Below are 17,715 nucleotides of genomic sequence, written 5' to 3' on the forward strand. Positions count from 1 at the left end.
CGATTACTTAATCAATTAAGTATTTTTGCCAGATTTTTTCAATCACACCCGGCCCTGTTAACGCTTCTTTGGCGATGATTTGCCCGGCATTTTGCATCATTGCTTGGTGACCTTGTGCTCTGAGCTTTTGATACATATCGCTTAATTGTTGCTGCTCTACCTCTTCTAGCAAGCCTAGCGTTAATAAGGTTTCAAATATTCTTAAATTGTCACAAAAACGCATTAATTCATGATGTTTATTGGCATGGGCAAGCACTAAAAATTGTGCTAAAAATTCAATATCAACTAAGCCTCCTTGACCCTGCTTAATATCAAAATGTGTAGTATTAGATTTATCTAAATGATTACGCATTTTTTCACGCATTGTCACAATGTCATTTTTAAGCTCAGTAAAGTCTCTTGGCTGTGAGAGAACATCTTGTCTAATATCGAGAAATTGCTGGCGAAGTTGGTCATTACCAAAAATCATCCGAGCTCTGACTAGTGCCTGATGCTCCCATGTCCAAGCATCGTCATGTTGATATTGTTCAAAGGTGTTTAAATGTACCACTAATAAACCTGAGTTACCTGATGGTCTTAAACGCATATCAAGTTCATATAGTATACCGCTGTTCATACGGGTATTAAAAATATGCATAATGCGCTGGGCTAATTTCATATAAAACTGACTAGCAGGCACGACTTTACTACCGTCCGATCTACCTGTAGTATTTTCAGTTACATCACTATGGTGCACAAAGACTAAATCTAAATCTGAGCTATAACCTAATTCTACCCCACCCGTTTTACCATAAGCGATAACACCAAAGCCTTTTTCATTAGTGCCGTCTAAACAGGTGGTTGGTACACCAAAACGTTCGCTTATATGTTGCCAAGAGAGGTTGATGACTTCCGTTAAAATAGCCTCCGCTAAGGCCGTTAAATGATCGCTGATTTTGGCTACGGGTAACACATCAGCAATTTCAGCCGCGGCAATACGTAATTGCTGCGATTGTTTAAACTGCCGTAACGCTTCCATTTGCGCTTCAAGATCTTCTTCAGGAATTCTCAACATACGTTCACGTAGTTCTAGCGCATAAGAGGATAATTGTGGTGGATTATGAAGTAATTTAGGATCAATAAGCTCGTCAAGTAAAATTGGGTATTTTGCTATATAATCCGTTACCCAGCTACTTGCTTGGCATAAGTGCATCAGTTGCTTGAGTGCCCCTTCATTTTCAAAAAGTAGCTCTAAATAGGCTGTACGAGTAACCACTTTGCTAAAGACTTGTAACACCCTAGCCAAGACTTGTTCTGCCATCTCATTTTTCTGGAGTCGACATAAAAGTAATGGTATTAACTTATCTAAAACCTGACGGCCTCTATTTCCTATACTCCGTTTACTGATGTCTTCTCGAAATTCATGAAGAGTTTGCCAAACTTTATCACTGTCCCAGGTAACATCTTCTTGTGCTAGCCAAGTAATAGACTCTTCATCACTCCAACGACTATGCCAAAGTATAACCCAGTGTTCATCCGCTGCTTGATGATTAGGACTATCGATACCAATAAGTAAATCAAACTCTTGGTGTACCGCATTCATGTGTTTAGCTAATACAGTCAAAAACTCTGGCCAAGTATCAATAGCAAGTACCGCTAGAATTCGCTGTTGGTCTAAGGCATTATCGGGTAACGTTTGCGTTTGCTTATCTGCTAGCGCTTGAATGATATTTTCAACGCGTCGTAAAAAACGGTAAGCATTCTCTAATACTTGCTTATTCGTCTCGTTAATTTCGCCCGAATCAACCAGTTTTGGCAATACTGTTAGTAAACTGCGCTGTTGTAGTTCCTTTACTCGACCTCCACGAATTAACTGAAAGACTTGTACAATAAATTCAATTTCACGAATACCACCTGCGCCGAGCTTAATATTATTGATTAACTGCTTACGACGCACTTCTTGAGCAATCATCATTTTCATTCGACGCAAACTATCAATCACACTAAAGTCAATATAACGACGATAAACAAAAGGTCTGAGCATGGCTGATAGCTGAGAATGGTAACTAGAGTCACCAATAACTCTGGCTTTTAGCATGGCATAACGCTCCCAATCTCGCCCCTGATCTTGGTAATAATCTTCCATGGCACTAAATGTTAGTACCAAGGGCCCACTATCACCAAAAGGTCTTAAGCGCATATCAACGCGATAAACAAAACCATCACAGGTAACTTGGTGTAATGACGCTATCAGTTTTTGTGCTAAACGTGTAAAAAAGAGTTGATTATCAATACTGCGGCGACAACCTTGTGTTTCACCACTGTCGGGGTAGGTAAAGATCAGATCAATATCAGAAGAAAAGTTTAGTTCTTTGCCACCAAGCTTGCCCATGCCATAAACCAGCAACATTTGCTGTTCACCTTGAGCATTGGTTGGGGTGCCCCACTTTTGCTGACAAAAATCAGTGAGCCATTCTAAACTCGCTAAAATAAGTTCATCGGCTAGTGAAGATAAGCGTGCTAAAGAGCTATCTAAGCTGATATTAAAAATAAGATCATCGAGCGCTATCTTAACCATTTGTTGTAAACGAAAACGTCTAAGCGCACGATGTAGCTGTGCTTCGTCTGTACAAGATGATAGTTTTTCAGATAAGTACTTTTTATAATTAGGTAGCTCGCCTTTACTAGGCGCTTTAAATACTTCAATAACAAGTTCAGGAGCTTTTAAGGCACTTTCTAAAATAAAGTCACTTAAGGTAATAGCTTGTTTAAAAACGTTAAGCTGCTCAGGTGTTAATTCATTACAGGCATGTGCATGTTGTTCAGAAAAACGCTGCCAGCTATTTTGTTGTTGCTGCTCTAGAAATGGAGAGAAATTTAACGTCACAAGAATTCCTTAATAAGGTAAGAGTAAGGTAAGATAGTGCAAACTCTGCTATAGACATAATATGTCATCAATGATATTAGTTAACTTCAATGCTAATAGTTAACTAATAATGGATAATATATGTCTATACTGGGTCATTATTATTTATTATTAATTAACTAACTAGTGGAAGTAACTATTAGAACTAGCGTTATTAAGATAACATAGCATTTTTAAGGAGATGATGGCATAAATGCACTTACTAAAAACACCTTTTTTATTGCTCTTATTGGTAATTACAACACTTAGCTTGTTCGGCTGTGGCGATCCAGTAAAAGAGCAAATTGAACAACAATTACCTATCACTGAAAAAAGAGTAACTCAGTTAGGTGATGCCTTAACTAATAGTCAGGTTCGTAATGCTACTTTAATCAAGCAATATGCTGATATTGTTATGGTTAATAAACCACATTTAAAACCATTAATTGATGCGTTACGCACAGATGCAACCACTAATGGCCCTATGTATAAAGCGTTGTTAGACCGAATTAGCACAGTAAAAACTCAACCACAAATGTTTGAGTCTTCGCAAGCACTTTACAATGAACTACTTAATATTTACCAAGCAGCGGATCCCGTGCTGTATTCTGACGCCTTAAGTGATCCGCTCAATGTACTAGCCGATATGTCTGATGGGCAACTACCTCGCATTAATTCACTCTCTAAAACACAAAGTCAGCAAGCTAATAATGCGCAAGATTTTGGTACTGGTGAACAGTTAATTGGTAACCCAAACTACGGTAACTGGCAAACAGGCAGTAATGGCATGTCATTTTGGGCTTGGTATGGCATGTATTCTATGATGGGTAACGTATTTGGCCGCAATACTTCTTATAGTGATTGGGGAAGAAATCGCAATTATAGCTATTACAATGACTACGGCAGAACACGTTATAGCTCACCCGATCAACTAAAAAAACAAACATCGCTTGATACCCGTACTAAAAAATCATTTAGTAATCGTGGCCAAAAATTTACTAGCCCTTATAGTAAAAACCGAGCAGGCTCTTCAAGCTTATCAAGCCAAAGTAAAACAGCTCAAACTAGCGCTAATCGCTTTCGCAGCAGTAATGTGAAAAAAAGCAATTATGCCAATAAACCTAAAACTAGAAACTCAAGTTTTAGGAACTCAAATACTAATACATCACGTGGCTTTAGACGCGGCAAGTAATACATCAGTTAAGCATAAATAAAGCATAGGAACAAAAAAATTATGAACACATTCATCGAACTTGTTGGTGTTAATCAGGACTTGCTGATTTATTTAGCTATTGATGTTTCCATCGCCATTTTATTACTCGGTACTATGCGCTTTTTGTTAGGACTTAGTAGTAAAGTAAATAGCACAGAAGAGCTGGCCAAAGAAGACAACTTTGCCTTTGGTATTAGTGTCGCTGGTAGTGTCTTGGCGCTTGGCATAGTGCTTACTGGCGCTATTACTGGCGAAGCGGCAAGTAGTTATGCGATGGAAGCTATTGGTATGTTAGCCTATGGTGGCTATGGTTTAATCCTCATTAAGATAGGTCGCATCATTCATGACAAAGTGGCGTTACAGCACCTAGATAAAAACGCCTTAATCATAGAAAAAAACCTTACCATTGGTATTATTGATGCCGCTGGCGCCATTGCCACCGCGATAATAATACGTGCGGTATTATTATGGGTTGATGGCTTAAACGTAAGTACTTTTATTGCTATAACAAGTGGCTTTATTGTTGCTCAAATGATGTTGGTTATTGTCACTCGATTACGTGAAAAACAATATGCTAAAAACAACCAAGAAGACTCATTACAAGAAGCCTTAAGTAATGGTCAACTGGCTTTAGCTATTCGTTATAGCGGTCAAGTCATTAGTACCGCATTAGCCGTAACCGCAGCCAGTCACTTTTTAATTTACAGCCCTGAAACCTTAATCGCTAATTTACTCGGTTGGTTAATTTTTGGTATTGCTATGACATTATTAGTCGCGTTACTTACCGCTATCGCTAAACGCATAGTGCTTTGGGGGATTAATTTAGTTGAAGAAGTTGATCAACAACACAATATTGGTGTCGCAAGTATCGAAATGGCCACGAGTATCGCTATTGCCTTAATATTAACGGCATTGATGGCATAGTAATAAATAGACAATGTCGCCAACTGCCAGTACAAAAATAAGCCTTGGCGGCATTGTTATTGATAGAATGTGTTAGATATCTTATTAAAAGACATATTAAACTCATATATTAAAGTCACATTAGTGCATAAATGCATTGTACCAAGATAACTTTACGCTCTTAGTACCTCCCCTCTTCTACCCCAATGAATATTGATTGTTATGCCACAAAACAGCTTACCTCAAAAAAAATCTCACCTGATCGACGATATTCTGCTTATTTTAACCATGGCGACACTCGCAGGTTGCGGCCTCATTTATGAATATTTATTATCTCATTATGCTGGTCGTGTTTTAGGGGTGATGGAAAGTACTATCTACACCATGATAGGCTTAATGATAGTGTCAATGGGACTAGGTGCATTTGCCGCACGAAAGGTTCGCTGCGCCTTTAATGGCTTTGTCTGGCTAGAGCTTATTATCGCCTTGTTAGGCAGCTCTGCTATCTTAATTATTGGCGGTTTAATTGCTATTACGCAAATATTTCCTCAGCTTATTGCTGACCTGTTCTCATTACCCCCTGATATGAAACCTCAAGGAGGATTATTTAAACAATTAAGCTGGCTTGCTTTTAATAGTCCATACTTTTTCGGCGTTATTTTAGGTTTTTTTATTGGTATGGAAATACCACTTATTGCCCGTATTAGAGAACATATCCATCAACAACATCTTGCCAATAATTTAGGTACTATTTATGGCGCAGACTATGTCGGCGCCGGTATAGGTGCTGCCATTTGGGTGATTTTTTTACTCAGTATTGATATTAGTAAAGCCGCCGCCATAACCGCCAGCTTAAATCTAATTGCAGGATCATTTTTTATCTTTCGCTATTGGCAACAGTTAACGTGGCGAAAAACATTTGTTGGTTTACATTGCGCACTAGCATTACTAATCGTATTGATATTTAGTTATGGCAATCAATGGCTTAATCAAATGAATAGCTTACTTTATCTTGACAAAGTTGTTCATACTGACAAAACTCGCTATCAACAACTGACCTTTACTGAACGTCATATGGGACTTGAGCAGAATAACATTATCAATTTTTACTTAAACGGTCGCTTACAGTTTTCATCTATTGATGAGCATATTTATCATGACTATTTGGTTGCCCCTGTCATGGCAGGCTCTGCGCGCCATGATAATATCTTAATTATTGGTGGTGGCGACGGTTTAGCCTTACGCGATGTATTAAGATACCAACCTAAAAAAGTGACTTTAATTGACTTAGACAGTGAATTAATAGACATATTTAAGCAACCAGAAGGCTTAGTGAACCCTCGATTATCACGGCAAATATTAGCGTTAAACAAAAAAAGCTTACAAGATGAACGCGTGACTATTATTCCCGCAGATGCTTTTATTGCCATTAATGAGTTATTACAAAAAAGACAAGTATTCGATGCCATTATTGTTGACTTACCCGATCCAAGTCATCCAGATCTCAATAAACTTTATTCCGTTAACTTTTACGCTCGCCTTAAACTATTACTCTCAGGCGATGGTTTAATCGCCATTCAATCAACCAGTCCGTATCATGCAAAAGATTCTTTTATCGCGATTGGTAATACCCTCTCTGCCGCTAAGTTTGCTCATGTTGAGCAATATCATGATAACGTACCTAGCTTTGGCGAATGGGGTTGGACTATAGCAGCTAAAAGTGGCGCTAGCCCATTAACAAGATTAAACAAATTAACTGAGCTGCCCGTAGCACATCAATGGTTAAATTTAGCTATATTAAGAGCGGCTTTTATTTTCCCTAATAATTTTTATCAAAATAAAGACAACATTGGTATCAATGTATTAGGCAGCCACACTATTTATCAACTGCATCAAAAAGCGTGGCAAAACCAACAGAATGTCAATTAATCTGTTGGTAACTCCTAGCGCTTAAAGATAACTAAGGCGCTTAAGGCAAGGTAGTTGTTAACAAAGTAACAATTAGTTTATAAAAAATTCTTGACATAATATGTCGAGATGTTAAATTTAGCTCAGAGGACATAATATGTCATCTGGCTTTTTCATTAATGAAAGGAAGGATAGGAAATACATGAATATTCATACTATAGCCGATCACTTAAACAGCTTGGCAGATAATTCAGACACTGGCATGAGCTTTGATTGCCAGCCTATATCTGGCGAAGTTGACGTCCTACAAATTAGTATTTTAGAACGTGAAGAGTTACCTATTTTTGTTTCGGTAACCGAAGATCAAATAATTTGCATTAGCTACTTATGGGATGTAGATGAAGTAAAACCAGATTGTATTAACGATATGCATGAAAGCATGTTAGAAATGAATATCCCTATGCCGTTATCATCTTTTTCAAAAATAGGTGATAAATATGTAGTTTTTGGTGCTTTATCTATCAATTCAAGTTTTGCCGATGTTGAACATGAATTAGCCGTGTTAAGCAATAATGCCATCGAAGTGATTGACGATATGAGTGACTTCTTATTGTAGGTTTTAGTTAGCGACTATTTAGCTAACTAAAATCTAACAAAAATAACAGTCATTTGAATTATCCTAACAGGAGTTAACAATGAGTATATTTAAAAAAATTATGACCGCAATTCGCGGTGGTGCTTCAGAAGCGGGTGAAGCCATTATTGATGCAAACGCAACCCGTATTTTTGAACAAGAAATACGTGATGCTGAAAATCATTTAACCAAAGCAAAACGTGATTTAACCGGCGTTATGGCGGAGCAAATGGCTGCTAAACGTGAAATTGACCGTTTAACCCGTGAAATAACAGAGCATGAAGGCTATGTAGCTCAAGCACTTGAAAAAGGTGATGAAACCTTAGCACTAGCCATAGCTGAAAAGATTGCTAACTTAGAGGCTAGTTTAGCTGACCAACAACAAGCTCATGATAGCTTTAGCGGTAGTGCTGAACGTTTAAAAGAGTTAGTTAAGAAAAGTGAACGCCAAGTTGCAGAACATAAACGTCAACTGTCTATGGTTAAAACTACTGAGAGTGTGCAAAAAGCAACCTCAGCGATTACGGATAACTTTACCTCAAGTAACTCTAAGCTATTAAGTGCCAAAGATTCATTAGAGCGCATTAAAGCTAAGCAACAAAAATTTGATGATAAAATGAAAGCCGGTGAATTACTTGAGTCTGAAAATTCAGACACTTCATTACAAGCACAATTAAAAGCTGCCGGTATTGGTTCACAGGATAATAGCGCTAATTCAGTATTAGAGCGTTTAAAAGCCAAACAAAAATAAAACACAGTAAAATTAATCAAGCCAGCTAAAGCACAATAGCTGGCTTTACTGTTTTATTAAAGTAAGTATTTACTTCACTTCAGGTAATCTTATGAGTTTTTTTAAGAAAATTTTTAGTAAATCCTCTCCTGCTCCTCGAAAGCTAACAGACGTAACAGAGTTACTTGTTGGTGATATTATTGTTTTAACAGATAGCTTTGCCTTGCCAGAGTCACTACGTGGGCAAGAATTTCAAGTGCAAGCTGTTAACAGTTATGAGTTTGAAAATAAGGTACAAACTGAATGGGTTTTAATCGGCAATAATGCGTTAGAAATATTCTTAGCAGTAGAGGTTGATGATATTACCGAGCTCAAATTATCGTTAAAAATTCAGCATGAAGACGTCGAAACCTTGTTTGATTTAGAACACTTCGCTGAAATATTTGATGAACCTGGACAGGCCTTTTTAGAAAAAAAAGCAGACTCTAACATCACTAGCATGTGGAGTAGTGAGCAATATCAACAAAGTGTTTTCGCTAAAGTTGGTTTTTTTCATCGTAAAGATCATCGCAGTGAAGAATTGTCAGCTTATGAAGGTAAAGATAGTGGCGAACAATTTGAGCTTTATAGCCTTTACAATGAAGACCAAAGCAAAGGTATTGATATTGAAGTGTGGCAAGATGGTGATACTGAAGTGTGTTTAACTTTATTTAGACCACTGAGTGATATTATTGATATGTACCCAGCAAGTTAACGAAAATATTAATCAAAAAATACGGCAACTCCTACTTCGGAAATGATCATGGCAAGAAAAATACCCGAGAAATGGCAATCTTCTGTTAAAGCAATAAAAGCAGTGCAAGTCGCTTTTGATATGGATGAAAAGATCCAACTATCAATACGTAAACAAGCGCTAGAAGCAGGCTTAAGTCCTTCAGATCAAATTCGTGATATTTTAGGCTTACCCATTAATAAACGACCTAAACGACCCCGTTTAACGGTAAGTTTAGCGCCTAGTGACTATCAACTGCTCGCTGAAAAATATCAACTAAAAGCTGAAGAACAACTCGAGATTAAGAAAAAACTCATGGATGATTTAGTCAATTATATCAATGTTGATTGTAGTGATGAACAGCCATAGTAAAAGCATAGTACGGACAAGGCATTATCGCTAAGCGTTTAATTTTCACTGTTCAAAAGTAACTCAATAGACTTGTTATAAAATTGAAATGTAACTGTTTGTTAATTTTTTTTTTTATGCCATACTGCAATGAACATAAATAATAACAACTTCATTTAGGATATCATTATGATTAAAACTATTACTGCGGCAACATTAGCGTTAGCATTAACAGCTTGTTCAAACACGGATGCACTTGATGCTAACATTAGCTCTTTAACTAACAAAGTTGATACTTTATCAAGCCAAGTTGCTAATTTAGAATCTCAACAACAAACTATAGCTAACGATGCAGCTGCAGCAAAAAAGGCGGCTCAACGAGCAGCTACTGATGCTAAAGAAGCTAATCAACGTATTGATAACGTAGTTGCTTCTTATAAAAAATAGTCAGCCTTATTGAGCTTCGATAGCTGTATATATAGCGACATAAAAAGCACCTAAAGGTGCTTTTTTTATATTCTTTCTTTGACCCGTTAATTTGAAATAACCGCTTTAGCTAACCTTGTGGAGCTAGCTCAACAACTAATCCATGAGGATTTTCAATAACAGGTAATAGTTGTTGCCAGTATTCTCGGTTAGGGCCGACAAACTTCTGTAATGCTTTAGTAACAATAACTTTGCCTTGACTTGACTCATCCTCCGTTAACGGTTGATGTATTTCTATCAATTGCTTATCACCATTTTCAAATGACATTTTAACCGGTTGATTAACCACTCTTACCTTGGTATTTATCGGTACGTTATCAAATAGCCATTTAATATCATCATCATACATGCGTATGCAACCTGAACTAGCGCGCATGCCAATACCAAAACGTTTATTAGAACCATGAATTAAATATTCACTGGTTCCTAATCGTAGCGCGTATTTACCAAAAGGATTATTAGGTCCTGCAGGAAATTCTTTGGCAAGGTATTCGCCATGCTCCGCAAAATGACGTTCTTGCATCTCTTGTGTCGGTCGCCAAGTTGGGTTTTCACGCTTTTCACCAATGTAAGTACTCGTTAATGGGGTCGATAAGCCTTGTCGACCAATTCCTACGGGGAATACATGCACTTTATTTTCCTCTGGCGAAAAGTAATATAATCTCAATTCAGGTAAATTGATGACTATACCTTTGCGTGTAATAAAGGGTAATAACATTTGATTAGGAATAACAACTTCAGTGCCCTCTTTAAGTAAAAAAGGGTCCTGTTGAGGGTTAGCGGCCAATAATGCTAAAAAGCCAACATTATATTGCTCTGCTAGTTGTTGAAAATAATCACCTTTAACAACTGTATGTATAATAGGCGTACCAATAAGGCGCTTATTTACATCACCTAGCTCATAAACACTTGCTAAGGTTGGTTTAATTAATAGTAATAAACTAAAACATACAAAGAAAATAGTCGGTGTTTTTTTATATTTTTTCATGGCATATTGTTTCATGGTAAGTCTAACCAATAAGGCTTCATAGTTAACGCTTTAGCGCTATATTGCTCAAGGGCTTCGGTCAAATTATCACTTTTATTGACTAACCATTGTGTTAATTTTTTCTCTGGTGTTGGCAAGCTCGACAACGACTGTTGCAATACCGCTAACGATTGTAATTCAACTATGCTCTGCTTAATATCAAACCATGGCATAGTAAACTTGATCATTATGTCATTTTCTGGCTCGGCGAACAAAGTACTAAACCAATGTGTGCTCAGCAAAGCTCTTGTTAATAAGCGATACGCTATTAAATAATCATTAACTGACTGCCTTGGCTCTTTATGCCATTGTGCTAACTCACGGGTTAATGCTTTATTATTATCTGTTAAGTGTTGCGCTGCAAATTCAGTTAACGATAGCGTATTGATTTTTTTGGGTGGGTTAAGCGTGTTTTTTTTCAGTAATAAAGTCAGTAAATTTAACTGTAATTGATTAAAACGCTCGCCATGAAGTAACGCTAATATTTGTGATTCATTTAAGTAGCGTTTTTGCATTAGCGTGGCGGTTAACGTTTCACTAACTAAAGTCTCGTGTTGAGTTACACTTACCTGGCTAGTTAGCGCCTCAATACCGTGTGCATTATCAACCCAGTCAAATATTTTAATAAAATAATTTAGCTCGTTGCAAAGCGCTATTTCATTGTCAGTTAATAACGTGTTAAACAACGAAAACCCTTGGTTAAGTAATGCAAGCTGTGTACTTATGTTATTTAAGTTATCTAGCGAAGGCGCTGCAACATAACGGTCAACACCATGTTGTAAATGTGTCAAACAAAATTCTATACCATAGGTAAAAGCATCAACTAGCTGGTGACTTTTAGATAAATTAATTACCGGTACGACGATATGCTTACCTGTTTTCCCGTTATCAATGACCTTACTTTTAGCATTTACATTGGCTGTAAGGCTTTGGTGGTATAACGCATAACCACGAGCAGCTTTTGTTAATTGCCCTGGACGCAAAGCTAATTGACTAAATAATAATTTAGTTAATACAAATAAGGCTTGTGAATCACCACTCACTAATTCTAACTCTATTTCATAAATACGCGGCTTATGATTATAGCTTTCACAAGCGACTTCACCTGAATCAAAAGCAATCTCTACTTGCGCATTATCTAAGCTAACCAACCAAGTTTGTCGAGTAAAGTGAGTAGAAAACAGTTCAATAAGATCATGTTGTAATTGATCAACATCGGTACTTTCTTGCCAAATAGTTTGAGGAAATAACGCTAAAATAGGTTTGTTATTCTCAATATCAATATTGTATTCTGGCCTTTGGTGTAATCCTGCAATAACAGTTCCAGAGGTTTTAATCGTTTGCTCAAAACACATCGCCTTACCAACACATTGAGTACCTCGAGTGCGTAACGCTATTTTATTTTTTTGTAAAGCTAACTCACGGGTATCAAAGTAATAATTGCTCAGGTATTTTTCTTGTTGAGAAAAGGTGAGTTGCTGCTCACAAAGTAATTGCGTTATTGTTGTAGATATCTGCTTAGTGGTCGCTAACTTATCACTGGCTGATTTTTGTTCAAACAAAGAATACTTTAATTCTATTTCTGTAACCATTATGCCCTTATCATGCGTTAATTATGCTGTTAACTTATCATTTAACTAGCATACCTTTAGTATCTTGATATGCCAATAGCGACTTAGTTAATCAGCCGCTGATCAAAGTGCCCCAAAATAGTATTTTACAACCAGCAATATTGTTTAAGTTAAACGTTATATCATCATTGTTATAGAGTAGATAAAAACAAGCAATTTAATAGGCGCTTAAATCAACCATTGCGTAATGAGACAATTCTTAGCTTGCGATCAACGCGCCAAACACATAATATCTTGTGCTAATTGATTTATTTACTACATTGGTTTTTCTATGAATAACGTTATTAATGTTATAGCTTTTATTGCTATAACTTTATCTAGCTCGCTTCTTTTATCTGCCCAGGCTGCAGAAAACAATTATAAGCAGGGATATATCTCTGATGACTTATTTATCTATATGCATGCTGGTCCTGGTAAAAACTATAGAATTTTAGGGACGGTTATTGCGGGTTCTAAAATTAAAATAACCGGTGCAAAAGATGGTGGTTATAGTGAAATTATCACTGAAGATAATAAAGCAACTTGGATTGAAAGCAAATATGTCACCACTAAAAAAGGTCTTCGTTTTGCTGTTGATGAACTTAATGAAAAAATTGCAAATAACAGTGATTATAGTAGTCAGCTCGATAATGAAGTGAGCGAACTTAAAAATCAGCTGAACTTAGTCACCAATGAAAAAGAAACCTTATCAGCAGAGCTGAAGAAAATGACTAGCACACTAGCAACCACCCAAAGAAAAATAAAAAATCAAGATAGCGCTATTAAGAAAGAGTGGTTTTTTAATGGAGCCCTAGTATTAGGTATCGGCTTAATATTAGGCTTAATATTACCTCGATTCTTCGCTCGCCGCCGCGCTAGCATGGATAATTGGTCATAAGCTATATAAACAGCAAAAAGAGCGTTTTCAAGTATTTTGAGACGCTTTTTTTGCTATTATTCATATGTTTATTGTTATTTTAAGCGGATGTTGAAACTTTTAACCATTCATTAGGGACTATACCCATAGCATCAGTATAATGAATCCATTTATCAGGGCTAATCACGATTTTATTAGGGTTAGCGTTTAGCCATGCTCCCCACCAACTAAAACTGCTGTTAGCAATAATATTATGTGTACACAAACTCATTAGGTGCATGTCTTGAAAAGACTGTTCTCCTGAATTCCAATCAACAAACCGTACATTATCCACCTTTATATTTGCTCGACACCAGGTAATATCATCCGAGAAAATAACAAATAATGGTTTTTCTACTAAGCCTTCAATTTCTTTAATCGCATTTTGATAGTAAGGTAAGTCACATATGCCACCCAAAGCCTTATGTTTTAGGTAATCGCCCCGCCGTATATGTACTGCAACCGTTTCGTACTCAGAGATTTCCTGACGCAGCGCTAAACTTTTAGGCTCAGTAAACTCTGGAAAGGTAAGCTTTTCTCTTATCTCGCTGGCAATCGAATTGAAATATTGTGGGTTTTGCCATGAACCTCGGTAATAAATGGAAGTATCTTTAGTACCTAAATCAACTTCTTGATAAGAGAAATGTAAATGTTTTTTCTCTTTAATATAAGTACGGGAGATAAATGGCGTATATTTTTTTATTTCTTTAACAAACTTAGTAAAAATATTTTTAGTACTTTGCACAGAAAGCTTTTCTTCTGTAGAGCAATAGCTCTCATTTAAGTTAAAAATACGCTCTAGCTCATAACCGTTATGTAGCTCATAACTCGCCATATCATGTATATCTAGCTTAGTTGTTTCATTAAACTTGTGCTTCACTGCTAAATAAAATGCATATTGAAACAATTGGTTACCAAAACCACCACACACTCTTACTACTTTCATAATGTCTATTACCTGTTTAGAATTTACGATTGACCATATCTTAACAGTCAATACTAACACCACAAAGCCAAGACTACTTTTATTCATATATTTTCAATAATAAAGGCAAGATTTACACTACAAAAATAGCTATAATCTTTGACTAATTTACTCGCTACAAACCTCTCTGCTCAAGGAAAGTTTTCATGAAAAAATATAAAGTAGCTCTAATTACCGGTATTACAGGGCAAGATGGATCATATCTTGCTGAACTGTTGTTAGAAAAGGGATATGAAGTGCATGGTATCAAACGCAGAGCTTCATCGTTAAACACAGAGCGTGTTGATCATATCTATCAAGATAATCACGAAAAAGATCAAAAGTTTTTTCTGCATTATGGAGATTTAACCGATTCATCGAACCTAACGCGCATAATAAAAGATGTACAACCTGATGAAGTATATAACTTAGGTGCTCAATCTCATGTAGCCGTGTCTTTCGAATGCCCTGAATATACTGCCGATGTTGATGCAATTGGTACATTACGTTTACTTGAAGCGATTAGGTTTTTAGGCCTAGAAAAGAAGACTAAATTTTATCAAGCCTCTACTTCAGAGCTGTATGGTGAAGTGCAAGAAATACCACAATCAGAAACGACACCATTTCACCCTCGCTCACCATATGCCGTTGCCAAAATGTATGCTTATTGGATAGTAGTAAATTATCGTGAGTCATATGGCATGTATGCCTGTAACGGTATTTTGTTCAATCATGAATCTCCTCGTCGTGGTGAAACATTTGTAACCAGAAAGATAACCCGTGCTATTGCCAATATATCTCAAGGTTTAGAGTCATGTTTATATTTAGGTAATATGGATGCCTTACGTGATTGGGGCCATGCAAAAGACTATGTACGTATGCAGTGGATGATGTTGCAGCAAGAAAATGCGGATGACTTTGTTATTGCGACGGGTAAACAAATTAGCGTACGTGAATTTGTTAAATTATCAGCTTTGGAAGCTGGTATTACGCTTGAGTTCAGCGGTGAAGGGCTAAACGAAATAGCAACAGTAACAGTAATTTCCGGTGATAATGCTGACGCATTATCAATAGGAGATGTGATCGTTAAAGTTGACCCACGTTATTTCCGCCCAGCAGAAGTAGAAACATTGCTCGGTGACCCATCAAAAGCCAAAAACATCTTAGGTTGGGTACCACAAATTACCGTTGAAGAAATGTGTGCAGAAATGGTTGCCAATGATTTAAACAAAGCCAAGCAACATGCTTTATTGAAAAGCAACGGTTTTAATGTCGCCGTTACAGTAGAGAATTAACGATGACTTTAACTAAGCTAACATCAACTCAGTCGACATCGGCTAAAAAACGTATTTTTGTTGCTGGTCATAACGGCATGGTTGGTTCGGCTATTGTTCGTCAATTATCCCAACAAGGTGATGTTGAAATAATTACTCGCTCTCGCCAAGCACTTGATCTAACCAATCAACAAGCTGTACTATCATTTTTTCAAACTGAAAAAATAAACCAGGTATATTTAGCCGCAGCTAAAGTGGGTGGTATTATGGCCAACAATACCTACCCTGCTGACTTTATTTATCAAAATTTAATGATTGAATGTAATATTATTAATAGTGCTCATTTAGCAAATGTTCAGCAGCTCCTTTTTTTAGGTTCATCTTGCATTTATCCTAAATTAGCCGAGCAGCCAATGAATGAAATGGCTTTATTAACCGGCACGTTAGAGCCGACGAATGAACCGTATGCTGTTGCGAAAATAGCGGGTATCAAGTTATGTGAAAGCTATAATCGACAATACAATCGAGATTACCGTAGTGTTATGCCAACTAATTTATATGGTGCATTTGATAATTTCCATCCAGAAAACAGCCATGTTATCCCTGCGTTATTAAGGCGATTTCATCAAGCAAAATTAGACAATGACGCACAAGTTATTGCTTGGGGCAACGGAAAACCAATGCGTGAATTTTTATATGTTGATGATATGGCCGATGCGTCGATTCATGTTATGAATTTAGACAAAGACACCTATGATGCTAATACAGAGCCAATGTTAAGCCACATCAATGTGGGTACTGGTGTTGATTGCACGATTAAAGAATTAGTCGAAACAGTTGCCAACGTCGTCGGTTTTACCGGTGAAATAATTTTCGATACAAGTAAACCTGATGGCGCACCACGAAAATTAATGAACGTTGACCGATTAAAGTCTCTCGGTTGGCAATATTCTGTTGAATTAGAACAAGGCCTAACAAAATCTTATCAGTGGTTTATTGATAACCAAGATAAATTTAGAGGCTAAACCTAACGACTGAATTTGGCAAATTATAAATACTATAAATGACCTGTAAAAATTAACAACTTATAATCCCATCATAACTTGGAGGCGATGAATTGCGATATAAGCATCGCCCCTTCCTTATTTAAATGTGATTTATCAACAAAGTAAGTATCAGTTAACTTTAGTTCATTGTGAACATCTATAAATACAAAACCTTCCTCCTGCGCTAATGTATCGACTTTTTTTCTAAAAGAGGTAAATACAGTAGTTAAATTTTCATTAGCGATTAACAATGGCAATCTATAAGGTGTACGTACTACAATCAACGGTATGCCTTTTGTCTTCAAATAATCATTCATATCAATCAGTGGAATGTATTTTTTATCCGATAAGTGAACAGGAAACGGGAAGGTATTATATCTTGATGTATTTATACCCTTACCTTTAATATCAAGCCCTACATCCCCACTATTATTAAACGCTAAATTTCTATACTGACTTTCATCTGCGTAATATTTTTTCCAGGATAAGTATCGCTTTAATTTTAACGGTAATATTTTTAATAATTGGAAATAAGGCTCAATGATATTTTCACCTGCCCAAAAATCCTTAATGCTATCCATATCTTGACCAAAACGAAGCGTATTTCCATTCGTGGTAAAGTCATCATACTGAGCAATATAAATAACATGCTGAATGTTAGCTAAATCAATACTCGTTAATAACTCAAGCGTATCATTGGTATTGAGCCCCCAGGAGCTCATATTAAGCACGTTATGTACCTTATCACTTAGTTCTTCAATAGGTTGACTGTTGATGTTATTTAAGCCCATTGAAGAGCCAATGATTATTGTGTCAACTTGATCAAACTCACCACTAAGCATCTTTTTTCTAATAAACGTAAGCTTTGCATCATAAGATAAAGAAGAAGTAAAACGATAGGGTGCTCCCTCCTGAATAGCGACGAAGGTAAGAATATTTAAAAGTAAAAAAATTGATATTGTTACCGTCAACCAACATTTAATCCAAAAATTCATTGTGA

The 17,715-nt window shown here is 36.6% G+C and carries 16 protein-coding genes; 11 read left to right on the forward strand and 5 right to left on the reverse strand.

The features are described from left to right. Positions 1 to 7 precede the first annotated feature (7 nt). Positions 8 to 2,866, reverse strand: a complete 2,859-nt coding sequence (glnE, locus tag FCS21_RS00580; RefSeq protein ID WP_138620048.1) for a bifunctional [glutamate--ammonia ligase]-adenylyl-L-tyrosine phosphorylase/[glutamate--ammonia-ligase] adenylyltransferase — start codon at positions 2,864 to 2,866, stop codon at positions 8 to 10. Between the two features lie 232 nt (positions 2,867 to 3,098). Between glnE and FCS21_RS00585 the strand changes: the two genes are divergently transcribed. The 8 genes from FCS21_RS00585 to FCS21_RS00620 all read left to right on the forward strand — a co-directional run bounded on the left by FCS21_RS00585 (position 3,099) and on the right by FCS21_RS00620 (position 9,839). Beyond that, entirely contained in the window at positions 3,099 to 4,076 is a 978-nt protein-coding gene (locus tag FCS21_RS00585; protein WP_138620049.1) for a hypothetical protein, read from the forward strand. Positions 4,077 to 4,118: 42 nt separating this feature from the next. Next, the gene (locus FCS21_RS00590) at positions 4,119 to 5,021 is read left to right on the forward strand and encodes a DUF350 domain-containing protein (RefSeq protein ID WP_138620050.1); all 903 of its coding nucleotides are present in this window, start codon (positions 4,119 to 4,121) and stop codon (positions 5,019 to 5,021) included. A gap of 201 nt (positions 5,022 to 5,222) precedes the next feature. Continuing rightward, positions 5,223 to 6,929 (forward strand): polyamine aminopropyltransferase, encoded by a 1,707-nt coding sequence (locus FCS21_RS00595; protein ID WP_138620051.1) that lies wholly within the window; start codon positions 5,223 to 5,225, stop codon positions 6,927 to 6,929. 181 nt (positions 6,930 to 7,110) lie between these two features. Further along, complete coding sequence (locus FCS21_RS00600) at positions 7,111 to 7,524, forward strand: YjfI family protein (RefSeq protein WP_138620052.1); 414 nt, start codon at positions 7,111 to 7,113, stop codon at positions 7,522 to 7,524. A 79-nt stretch (positions 7,525 to 7,603) separates the two neighbouring features. Continuing rightward, entirely contained in the window at positions 7,604 to 8,293 is a 690-nt protein-coding gene (locus FCS21_RS00605; protein ID WP_138620053.1) for a PspA/IM30 family protein, read from the forward strand. A 91-nt stretch (positions 8,294 to 8,384) separates the two neighbouring features. Further along, positions 8,385 to 9,026, forward strand: a complete 642-nt coding sequence (locus FCS21_RS00610) for a hypothetical protein (RefSeq protein ID WP_138620054.1) — start codon at positions 8,385 to 8,387, stop codon at positions 9,024 to 9,026. A 48-nt stretch (positions 9,027 to 9,074) separates the two neighbouring features. After that, a complete protein-coding gene (locus tag FCS21_RS00615) occupies positions 9,075 to 9,413 on the forward strand; it encodes a hypothetical protein (protein ID WP_371287194.1) in 339 nt (112 codons plus the stop codon). Between the two features lie 168 nt (positions 9,414 to 9,581). Then, on the forward strand, positions 9,582 to 9,839 hold the full coding sequence (locus FCS21_RS00620) for an Lpp/OprI family alanine-zipper lipoprotein (protein WP_138620056.1): 258 nt from the start codon (positions 9,582 to 9,584) through the stop codon (positions 9,837 to 9,839). 109 nt (positions 9,840 to 9,948) lie between these two features. Here the strand turns inward: FCS21_RS00620 and FCS21_RS00625 are convergent, their stop codons facing one another. Both FCS21_RS00625 and FCS21_RS00630 read right to left on the reverse strand, forming a co-directional pair. Further along, on the reverse strand, positions 9,949 to 10,866 hold the full coding sequence (locus tag FCS21_RS00625; protein WP_138620492.1) for a L,D-transpeptidase family protein: 918 nt from the start codon (positions 10,864 to 10,866) through the stop codon (positions 9,949 to 9,951). A gap of 11 nt (positions 10,867 to 10,877) precedes the next feature. After that, positions 10,878 to 12,497, reverse strand: a complete 1,620-nt coding sequence (locus FCS21_RS00630; protein WP_138620057.1) for a CYTH domain-containing protein — start codon at positions 12,495 to 12,497, stop codon at positions 10,878 to 10,880. 310 nt (positions 12,498 to 12,807) lie between these two features. On the opposite strand from FCS21_RS00630, the gene FCS21_RS00635 reads away from it, so the two are divergent. Next, positions 12,808 to 13,413 (forward strand): TIGR04211 family SH3 domain-containing protein, encoded by a 606-nt coding sequence (locus FCS21_RS00635; RefSeq protein WP_138620058.1) that lies wholly within the window; start codon positions 12,808 to 12,810, stop codon positions 13,411 to 13,413. A 79-nt stretch (positions 13,414 to 13,492) separates the two neighbouring features. On the opposite strand, the gene FCS21_RS00640 is transcribed toward FCS21_RS00635, so the two are convergent. Next, complete coding sequence (locus FCS21_RS00640) at positions 13,493 to 14,377, reverse strand: alpha-1,2-fucosyltransferase (protein WP_138620059.1); 885 nt, start codon at positions 14,375 to 14,377, stop codon at positions 13,493 to 13,495. 185 nt (positions 14,378 to 14,562) lie between these two features. Between FCS21_RS00640 and gmd the strand changes: the two genes are divergently transcribed. Continuing rightward, a complete protein-coding gene (gene gmd / locus FCS21_RS00645) occupies positions 14,563 to 15,690 on the forward strand; it encodes a GDP-mannose 4,6-dehydratase (protein WP_138620060.1) in 1,128 nt (375 codons plus the stop codon). 2 nt (positions 15,691 to 15,692) lie between these two features. Continuing rightward, positions 15,693 to 16,694: a GDP-L-fucose synthase gene (gene fcl / locus FCS21_RS00650; RefSeq protein ID WP_138620061.1), complete on the forward strand. Its 1,002-nt coding sequence runs from the start codon at positions 15,693 to 15,695 to the stop codon at positions 16,692 to 16,694. 71 nt (positions 16,695 to 16,765) lie between these two features. Here fcl and FCS21_RS00655 read toward each other — a convergent pair whose 3' ends face one another. Further along, on the reverse strand, positions 16,766 to 17,710 hold the full coding sequence (locus FCS21_RS00655; RefSeq protein ID WP_138620062.1) for an SGNH/GDSL hydrolase family protein: 945 nt from the start codon (positions 17,708 to 17,710) through the stop codon (positions 16,766 to 16,768). Between the last annotated feature and the right edge of the window lie 5 nt (positions 17,711 to 17,715).

The organism is Colwellia ponticola (assembly GCF_005885605.1).
GTDB classification, from domain to species: Bacteria; Pseudomonadota; Gammaproteobacteria; order Enterobacterales; family Alteromonadaceae; genus Colwellia; species Colwellia ponticola.